Source organism: Ruminococcus flavefaciens (assembly GCF_900116855.1).
GTDB classification, from domain to species: Bacteria; Bacillota; Clostridia; order Oscillospirales; family Ruminococcaceae; genus Ruminococcus; species Ruminococcus flavefaciens_R.
Genome location: NZ_UETD01000019.1, coordinates 42,264 through 51,486, shown reverse-complemented (window position 1 = coordinate 51,486; position 9,223 = coordinate 42,264). Strand labels below are relative to the sequence as shown.

The following is a 9,223-nucleotide window of genomic DNA, read 5'->3' as shown; positions in this document are numbered from 1 at the left end:
TATTTGAAAGGAGCTGTCCCTAGTACGAGAGGACCGGGATGGACGCACCGCTGGTGCACCAGTTGTCATGCCAATGGCACAGCTGGGCAGCTAAGTGCGGAACGGATAAACGCTGAAGGCATCTAAGCGTGAAGCCGACCTTAAGATAAGATATCCCTTCGTAAGAGTAAGACCTCTCATAGACTATGAGTTTGATAGGCTCAAAGTGTAAGCGTGGTGACACGTTCAGCTTGCGAGTACTAATCGGTCGAGGGCTTTTCCTTTTTACTTCATTCAATGTGTTCTTCGCCTCGCATTACGCTTTATTCCTTCAAAAGTTTTTTCAAAAAAAATTGAAGAAATCGCTTGACAAATCACTTTAAATGTGATATAATAGTTAAGCAGTTTGAAATGCACCATTAGCTCAGTTGGTAGAGCAACTGACTCTTAATCAGTGGGTCCTGGGTTCGAGTCCCCGATGGTGCACCAATTTTTTTGGCCCGTTGGTCAAGCGGTTAAGACACCGGCCTCTCACGCCGGTAACACCAGTTCGATTCTGGTACGGGTCACTTAATATAGTCGGTGCTTATGGCAATGAGGTCACACCCGTTCCCATTCCGAACACGGAAGTTAAGCTCATTCACGTTGACGATACTTGGCTGGTGACGGCCCGGGAAACTAAATCAGTGCCGACATTTATATTCCTCCTTAGCTCAGTCGGTAGAGCAAGTGTAAGAGATTATACCAATCACCGTGAGGATAAACGAGCTAATATAAAAGACTAATGTTGTTAAAGAAATTTACAACATTAGTTAAATATATTCCTCCTTAGCTCAGTCGGTAGAGCACTCGGCTGTTAACCGAGTTGTCGCCCGTTCGAGCCGGGCAGGGGGAGCCAAAAATGAAGAGAGATACTCAACTGAGATAGCGTTTCTTATGGAGATGCGGCTATCTTTTGGTTGAGTGTCTTTTTTTAATTTTTCTCATACTGCGATTAAATTGTCATGTTCATATTATAAAGTTCAAGGACTCGGTTTTAGTGGTTATCACGAAATGTGAAAACACTGGAATCGAGTCCTTTTTTGTTTCTCCGAAAACCAACTGATAGTAAACCTATCAGCGATTTGTGAGCCGTTTTTAACGGCATCGGTGGTAGATTGGAAAACTACACCACCGTGAGCAGCTAAAGCCGCTGTGAGCGATTTGTGCGGTGTGTGAAGCGGTCGAACAGTATACTTCTCCTGTGCGGAATATAAGTTACGATTACAGAAAAATTATGACGCGAAAAAGCCAGCGGAGGCTCTCCGCCAGATACATAGAAAGCAGATCACGCCTGCTGTCTATGGAATAATTATGTAACAGGAGGAAAACAGATGAACAAATTCTACATGAACGGTAAGCTGATACACAAGGCTTCCGATCACAACACCAAACGCTGTGAGGTTGAAAAATGGGTATTTCTTCCTCACTCCGACTTTGAAAGGCTGAAAGCAAACCCATATCAGGAGCATGAGGCGATAACTGCCGCCAGAGACCTTATGTACGAGGACAAGAATGCCTATCACTGCATAATGCTGCTTGACGAGCACGGTGAAGACGGACTGCTCATCGAAGCTGAAGGATTTGATTATCCTCGCCTTTCAATGTTCGTACCTGATGCTAAGTCAATCTACGAAAGGTACCAGTCTTCCGAATCCGAACTGAAACTTCACGATATGATCAAGGATACTGTCGAAAAGATCGCTGAACTTGCTCACACAGACAAGACAGACTTCACATCAGCTGATATGATCGATATGGACGAGGTCGAGAGTCTTGTCAAAAATGCTATCGTACAGCAGCTCGCTCAGAGAGATGATATCAAAATGGCTAAGAATACAGATATCGGCGTAGACTTTCAGCCGGATATCCATGTTGAGGCTGAGAAGTTCACAGAGCTGAAGTTCTACTGTCCCCTTAAAGTTCAGCGAGAGATCAAGCCTTCATTTGATGAGGATGAAGACGAATTCTTTGAGGGCACCGAGGAACTCTCGGATTTCGAGGTGCTTGAGTACGAAAGTGAGATCAGCAGTGCTATTGAGGCGTACCAGTGTGACGAGGAAGAAAATCGCGGTATTATGGCTTACCTCGGCGACAGAAAGCGTTTCGCCGATAAGGTCTACTCCATATTCCCATCCGTTGAAAAGGTCGGCGACAGGCTCATGGGAGTATTTACCTGTCAGATATGCGGAGAACTTGATAGCTATGAGTATGACGAGCTGTTACACGAACTCTCCGGACAGGCAAGTGACGGTTGGGGCGAAGGCTTCGAGCAGCGTGATATCCATACTTCTGAGGGAGATATCTATGTCAGCTTCTACGATACCAGCGGTGCATGGGAGCTCATGACTGAGGAAGAAGTAAAGACAGCTCCTGAGTCACCGTTAGAAGATGTCGGATTAAAAATGTGAGGTGAACTACTTAATGATAAACGTTAATATCCGATATAAGGGAAAAGAACTATCAACAATATTACCTAAATGTAATGATGAGCTGAGAGCAGATCTGAAAAAGGCAGGAATAGACCTGCCTGCTGAAAAACTAAAGCTCAGAAGCAGTGCCAAAGAACAGTATCTTGTCGGTCTCTATACCAATAACCCACTTGATGATCTCATTATAGATAGATTATGTAATAATGATAATCTATTTGAACTCAATAATCTTTGTGGAATTTTGGATAACGTTGCAGATCATGATTTAATCTTTAAAACCATCTTATGTAGTGATGCCAGATGTATAAACGGCATCAAAAAATTGTTTGCAGATCACTTTATGGAGTTTTCTGATAAGCTGGTGTTGAACACACATCTTGAGGAGAAACCTGCCACTTTTAATGTTAAAAAATGTGTAATCGAAAAGGCAATTGCCGTAACTCATAAAAACTTCGAGCATATCTCACGGTTCCCTTTTATGAGTTTGGCGTTTCTAGAAAGAAACAAGGATTTCATGTACTATGATGACGAGGGAAATATGTATCACTGTATTCTCCTCTATGATATTGATTTTGGTGATGGTATAGTTATAGAATCTGAGGGTAGCACCTACACACGATACGCTCAGTATATACCACAGGCCAAATACATTTATGAACAGTTTCTCGATTCTCACTTGAACGAAATACACCTTTGCTGTCCAATAGAAATATATCAGCATATCAAGGACCATCCGAAGGATAACTGTATTCTTGATAATGCAGATATGGCTGGATATGCGGATGATATCAACACCTTCATCCGTGAAAATGATCTTCCTGCAGAACATAAGCGTGGTCTTATGCTTTGGTATTCTCCTGAAGGTCCTGATGATGAGATATCGGAAAAGGTCCAGTCAGCACACTGTACAGTAGAGGTAATAAACGGTGAGCTGACTGGAGTTATAACTGCAAAGATAACTGGTGAGCTATCCGATGAAGAAATGGAGAAATTCAGACAATACTGCGTCGGTCAGCTGAGTGACGGCTGGGGCAAATCGCTGGAGCAGAAGTACATGAGAACAGAGGTCGGAGAGATCAATATCAGCTTCTGGTCAGACGATGAATCATGGGCTCTTGTACCCGAGGACGAATATTTAAGCGATAATACACAGGATATGGAGATGAGTATGTGAGTAAAGTAGAGATCAATATACCTCCGCAGTTTTCAGAAGCAATCGAGAAAGCTGCGGAAAAAGAAGGAATAACCGCAGACGAACTGACAGAAAGAGCTATGAAGAAACTCTTGGAGAGGAGCGATGAGAATGTCAGAAACTGAGAAAAAAGGCATAACAGTAAAGATCGACGCCGACCTGCACGCTCAGGTCAGACAGTATATCGAAGCAAATGGAATAACAATGGCGGAGTTTGTGTCAAAAGCTCTTGATGATGAACTCCACCCGAAGACAATTATCAAGGAGGAAAAATATATGGGAAATATGCGTACAATGGCGTTTCAGGTGCCAGAGGATTTATTCCTTCAGATCAAGGATTATCTGGACAGGCACCACATGACACAGAAGCAGTTCGTACTCGGTCTTATCCAGGATGAGCTTGATCGTGACTACGAGGAACAGCAGGCAATGGCTGAAAAGCAGCAGTCAGAGGACGAACCTGACGAAGATGAGGATGAAGAACTCGACGAGAACGAAGACGAGGACCTGTCTGAGGAAGATGAAGAATCAGAGGATGAGGACGAAGATGAAGACCTCGACGAATCCGAAGATCCGGAAGAATCTGAGGACGAGGAAATATCTATGGATATGTGAGGTGATCAGATGAAAGGATTTCCGTCAAGAGAACAGGTTGAGCGGCTGAGACAGCAGTACCCTAAAGGAACCATGATATGCTGCGAATATATGTCCGACGATCCTACCCCGATACCTTCGGGGACTACAGGAAAAGTGCTGTACGTTGACGATATTGGCACAGTGCACTGTGCTTTCGATAATGGACGGCAGCTCGGCCTTGTCTCAGGAGTTGACAGCTTTCATTTGGCTCAGCCTGCCGATGAAATGGAACAGGATGAAGATACTGAAATCAAAGAAAATCAGGGAATGTCAATTGACTTATGACGGCAGGTATGATATAATAAGTTCACGATAAAAGCAGAAAGAGGAAGATATAATGGAAAAAGAAGAACAAGTTTTTGTATTGCCAAGATCAATGTATAAGGAATTGAAAGCTATGAATCGTGAGCAAATGCAGAAGGTACTTGCTGACATATATGATAAAGGTGCAAAAAGTGTTGAGCACGGAGCTGTTGAATTCGAATGCTTACGTGAGGAAATAAGAAAAATCAATGGCATTGGAGAGAAACGTCTTGATGAAATAATGTCAGTAATTGAGAGTTTCCTTTCTCCTGCTGAATAAAAAACTGAATATATAATACACAAGCCCGCCGATAGTGCGTCCGTAATAGGACCGCTGTCGGCGGGCTTTTTTCGTTACATACAGTCGTTTGTAAGAATGCAGGCGGCTGTTTTTCTATCATTAGGAAGGATGTGAGGCAAATGAACAGCACAATTCATCAGAAGGAACATCACAGAAAAACAAAAGAGGTGAACTTTAGTTTTGATACGATATTTCGATATGTTCGCAGGTATCGGCGGTTTCCGCTCAGGCCTTGAACGAGTCGGCTGCTTTGAGTGTGTCGGTTACTGCGAGATAGACAAATTCGCAAAACAGGCGTATGAAGCACTTTACGACACATCAAAGGAGGTATATTACGATGACGCAAGAAAAATCATCCCCGAAGACTTGCCGGATATCGACCTTATTTGCGGAGGATTTCCTTGCCAGAGCTTTTCAATCGCTGGAAAACGGCGAGGCTTCGAAGATGCCCGAGGAACCATGTTCTTTGAAATTGCTCGGATCGCTGCCGTTAAGAGACCTCGCTATCTGCTGCTTGAAAATGTACCCGGACTGTTATCGCATGACGAAGGCAGGACATTTGCGGCCATCCTCACTGCGCTGGATGACTTGGGGTACGATGTCGCATGGCAGGTGCTTAACAGCGCGAATTTCGGAGTCGCCCAAGCCAGAAAAAGAGTGTTCATTATCGGATTTCTTAGAGCCGAGTGTGCCGGAAGAATACTGTCTTTCACAGACGCAAATCCAAAAACTCTTATCCAGCGCATACCCGGAAAAGAAGGATGCAGAGTCTACTCTCCCGAAGGACTGAGCATAACGCTGACCGGAACTGCAGGCGGTTTCGGCGGTAAGTCTGGGCTGTATGAGATACTTGGCCTTCCGATAAAGACCCTTACAAAGTCAGGTTATCAGATAGCTGTCCCCGGTGACAGTATCGACCTTGCATATGCGGACATGAACAGCCGCAGAGGACGTGTCGGACATGACATAGCCCATACGGTAACTCCGTCGGCAACACAGGGCTTCTATTCGGTAAAATGTATCGATATGAATCCCGAGCCTCAGATCACCGATCTTGCAAGGTGTATAACTGCAAGGCAGGATAACGGCATAGGACATCATAAAGGCGAAAAATCAGCGGCTCTCTTCATGGACAAGCCGATACCCGTGCTTACTCCTGCCAAAGAAAAGGTACGGCAGCAAGGGAGAAGATTCAAGAGTCCGGACGAGCCAATGTTTACTATTACGGTAACAGACCGGAACGGCGTTATGTATAACGGACTCATAAGAAAGCTGATGCCCCTTGAATGCTGGCGATTGCAGGGATTTACAGATGAGCAGTTCAATAAGGTCAAAGCGACAGGAATGTCAAATGCACAGTTATACAAGCAAGCCGGAAACGCTGTGACTGTAAATGTCATAGAAGCTCTGGCGAGATTCATAAAGGAAATTGATATGGAGGATAACAATAATGAATGAAATGATGATATTTAACAATCCCGAGTTCGGCTCGGTAAGAACAGTATGCATCGACGGCGAGCCTTGGCTTGTCGGTAAAGATGTGGCATTAATATTAAAGTATACTAACCCTCAGAAAGCTATTAGAGACCACGTAGATCCGGAAGATAGGACGGTGAACGAATCGTTCACCGTCAATGGAACTATGGCTACCCTTATAAACGAGTCTGGTTTTTACAGTCTTGTCCTTTCAAGCAAGATGCCGAATGCCAAGAAGTTCAAACGCTGGGTAACGGCTGAGGTGCTCCCGACTATCCGTAAGACCGGCGGCTATGTTGCGAATGAGGATGTGTTCGTTGAAACATATCTTCCCTTTGCAGATGAACCTATAAAGCAGCTCTTCAGGATACAGTGCAGAGTAATCAATCAGCTCAATGATCGAATCCGTAAGGACGAGCCGAAGGTGAAGTTCGCAGATCATGTTGGTGACAGCACTAATGTAATCGATGTAAATCGTATGGCAAAGCTCTGTGCTGATCACGGTATCCGCATCGGACGCAACAGGCTGTTTGCATGGATGAGGTCACGTGGAATCCTCATGGGCGGAAACATTCCGTACCAGGAGTACATTGAAAACGGATACTTCCGTGTAAAGGAGTCTGTATACGAGACCAATGGTCAGAAAAGAACGTATCAGCAGACCTTTGTTACAGGCAAGGGTCAGCAGTACATCCTTTCAAGGCTGATGAGAGAGTATGGAGGTGTTATTAATGCCTAATCATGTAACAAGTGTAATCACCCTGTCAGGTGATGAAAGCCGTATAAAAGCTATGCTTGAGCAGATCAAGAACGATGAGGTTGGCATAGGATCGGTGGATTTTAATAAGATACTGCCTATGCCTGAATCCTTGCATATGACAAGCGGATCCATCGAGGACAGTGCAATTGCGGTATACATTTCCGCTATAAATCCCATAAACGAAGAATTTGAAGGTGTCAAGAAGAAAGATGCCGCCGAATTCCGTGAAATGCTCAAGAAGCTGCCTGTCTTATCGCAGAAGATAGATATTCTCATGCCTGAGAACGAAGCAATAAACTTAGCTGAGGACAGGTACCGTGAGAGCGTTAAGTATCTTGTGGATAAAGGCGAGAAATACGTTTCCAACCTCATACAGTACGGAGCCTCAACGTGGTACGATTGGGCTGTCGGAAATTGGGGAACCAAGTGGAATGCCTACGGATACGACAACGGAGTCGAAATGGAGGACGGTAGGCTGAAATTCCTCACTGCATGGGCAGCTCCCCATCCCATAATGCAGAAGCTGTCTGAGATGTATCCGGATATCAAGTTCGAGCACGAATGGGCTGACGAGGATATCGGCAATAACTGCGGACGCTACGTCTATTATGATGGTGAACGTATCGAGGAATACTTCCCCGAGAGCCAGAAAGACTGCCTTGAATTTGCGGCAAGAGTAATGGATGCGAGCCTCGAGGAAGACTATTCGCTCTATCTCAATGCCACTGAGACTGAATATATCAACATCGAGTATGATGATGAGTATGAACTCATCGAGGTTGCAGGACATACGGCTCTCTTCACAAACGACCGCATCACCGACGCAAATATCCCGAAGGGTATGTACTGCTATCACTTGCGTCATAACGATGATGGAGAGTTCTTTGCTATTGAAAAAAATGTATCAGTAAATCATGCAGGCTCTATCGTTACAAAGGAACCCATTGATCTCAAGAATAAGGGATATATCGTGCTTGACGAGGACAGCAGTCCTAACTTCCTCGGTGAAACTATGTCCCTGTATACTTTCAGGGAGTATGATCCCGGGCAGACCGAGGAACTGAGCATGGGAATGTCGGAGGTGTGATATGGACGAGAAAAGAAAAGTAACGCAGGAAGAGCTTGAATCAGCGGAATTCATGCATAATAAATGGATTGAGGATGAAAAATGCGGAGATCGAGCTGTTTTCGAGAATTGCTCCTTCGAGAGATTATCATTCAAAAATATGCAGTTCAATAATGCGGTGTTCAGAAACTGCGAGTTCAGGCTCTGTGATATGACAGATGCAGGTATGTGCTTCGCCGAGCTTAATAATGTGAAGTTCAGCGGCTGTGACTGCACCATGTTTACTGCTGAAGAAGCAGCATTCAGAGATGTGTCCTTTGATAAGTGTGACCTTAAATCTGCTGTTTTCACCCATAGTTCGCTGAGAAATATCGCATTTGATAAGTGTGAGACTGACGGCATGAGTATGCAGAACTGTTATGAGCTCCCCGAAGCAGAGATCATAAGGGTATCTCCGGAGGATCTGCGTAAGATGAGTGACAAGGAAGGACTTATTCTTCAGGGCTGCGGCGGAGATCTTCAGGAATGGGCTGACGGTATAAATTCTGCCCTTATTGATACTGAGATACTCAGGCATACGGCATTTGAAAAAATGTACGTTTTCGAGAACGAGGGCCACACAAATATCATGTTTCCCTTCGAGGATGTGGAGCTTGATGTCGGAAAGCTGGCAATGTGGCGCTTGCAGACTCATGAGCAGTTCGGCGGAACTTGGCTTTCAGACTATGTACCAAACAGGCTCGGCGGTTTTATCGAGGAACAGCCTGCACAGGAGCAGAAAAAGCCCGATTGTCCGCTTATCGGCGAAGATTCAAACATTTTTAACCTCATGGGAATAGCTTCAAAAACTCTCAAGAGGAACGGTATGGCTGAACAGGCAAAGGAGATGTGTGAACGCATCACATCATCGGGCGACTACAATAAGGCTCTCTGTATTATCGGAGAATATGTCAATATTACGTCAGTTGATGACGATATGGATGAAAGCGAGGATGAAGGAATGGAGGTAACTATGAACTGACCTCCGGAAAGGAGTATA

Annotated in this window: 10 protein-coding genes, 3 tRNA genes, 2 rRNA genes and 1 pseudogene; all 16 read left to right on the top strand. The window is 44.7% G+C overall.

The window, feature by feature from the left end; all coding sequences use genetic code 11:
* Positions 1-264, top strand: a 23S ribosomal RNA gene (locus DSZ37_RS16775); the annotation flags it as partial.
* Positions 265-392: 128 nt separating this feature from the next.
* Positions 393-468: transfer RNA gene (locus DSZ37_RS16770), tRNA-Lys, on the top strand.
* A gap of 8 nt (positions 469-476) precedes the next feature.
* Positions 477-548 (top strand) — tRNA-Glu (locus DSZ37_RS16765).
* 9 nt (positions 549-557) lie between these two features.
* Positions 558-674 (top strand): 5S ribosomal RNA (rrf, locus tag DSZ37_RS16760).
* Positions 675-801: 127 nt separating this feature from the next.
* A tRNA-Asn gene (locus DSZ37_RS16755) sits at positions 802-877 on the top strand.
* 475 nt (positions 878-1,352) lie between these two features.
* Complete coding sequence (locus DSZ37_RS16750; RefSeq protein WP_109727996.1) at positions 1,353-2,429, top strand: DUF6329 domain-containing protein; 1,077 nt, start codon at positions 1,353-1,355, stop codon at positions 2,427-2,429.
* Between the two features lie 13 nt (positions 2,430-2,442).
* The gene (locus tag DSZ37_RS16745) at positions 2,443-3,624 is read left to right on the top strand and encodes a DUF6329 domain-containing protein (protein WP_109727995.1); all 1,182 of its coding nucleotides are present in this window, start codon (positions 2,443-2,445) and stop codon (positions 3,622-3,624) included.
* Positions 3,621-3,767: a CopG family transcriptional regulator gene (locus DSZ37_RS16740; RefSeq protein ID WP_109727994.1), complete on the top strand. Its 147-nt coding sequence runs from the start codon at positions 3,621-3,623 to the stop codon at positions 3,765-3,767. Before DSZ37_RS16745 ends, DSZ37_RS16740 begins: the two co-directional genes overlap by 4 nt.
* Complete coding sequence (locus DSZ37_RS17845) at positions 3,754-4,257, top strand: hypothetical protein (RefSeq protein ID WP_181380358.1); 504 nt, start codon at positions 3,754-3,756, stop codon at positions 4,255-4,257. Before DSZ37_RS16740 ends, DSZ37_RS17845 begins: the two co-directional genes overlap by 14 nt.
* Positions 4,258-4,266: 9 nt before the next feature.
* Positions 4,267-4,563, top strand: coding sequence for a DUF4314 domain-containing protein (locus DSZ37_RS16730; RefSeq protein WP_109727993.1), 297 nt, complete (start codon positions 4,267-4,269; stop codon positions 4,561-4,563).
* Between the two features lie 52 nt (positions 4,564-4,615).
* Positions 4,616-4,861 carry a hypothetical protein gene (locus tag DSZ37_RS16725; protein WP_109727992.1) on the top strand — a complete coding sequence of 82 codons (246 nt, stop codon included), beginning with the start codon at positions 4,616-4,618 and terminating at the stop codon, positions 4,859-4,861.
* Between the two features lie 201 nt (positions 4,862-5,062).
* Positions 5,063-6,340, top strand: coding sequence for a DNA (cytosine-5-)-methyltransferase (gene dcm, locus DSZ37_RS16720; RefSeq protein WP_109727991.1), 1,278 nt, complete (start codon positions 5,063-5,065; stop codon positions 6,338-6,340).
* Positions 6,333-7,097 (top strand): BRO family protein, encoded by a 765-nt coding sequence (locus tag DSZ37_RS16715; RefSeq protein ID WP_109727990.1) that lies wholly within the window; start codon positions 6,333-6,335, stop codon positions 7,095-7,097. Before dcm ends, DSZ37_RS16715 begins: the two co-directional genes overlap by 8 nt.
* Positions 7,090-8,205: an LPD28 domain-containing protein gene (locus DSZ37_RS16710; protein WP_109727989.1), complete on the top strand. Its 1,116-nt coding sequence runs from the start codon at positions 7,090-7,092 to the stop codon at positions 8,203-8,205. Before DSZ37_RS16715 ends, DSZ37_RS16710 begins: the two co-directional genes overlap by 8 nt.
* 1 nt (position 8,206) lies before the next feature.
* Positions 8,207-8,524, top strand: a pseudogene (locus DSZ37_RS18140) (pentapeptide repeat-containing protein); the annotation flags it as partial.
* A gap of 66 nt (positions 8,525-8,590) precedes the next feature.
* Complete coding sequence (locus DSZ37_RS18060) at positions 8,591-9,205, top strand: hypothetical protein (RefSeq protein WP_109727999.1); 615 nt, start codon at positions 8,591-8,593, stop codon at positions 9,203-9,205.
* Positions 9,206-9,223 lie beyond the last annotated feature (18 nt).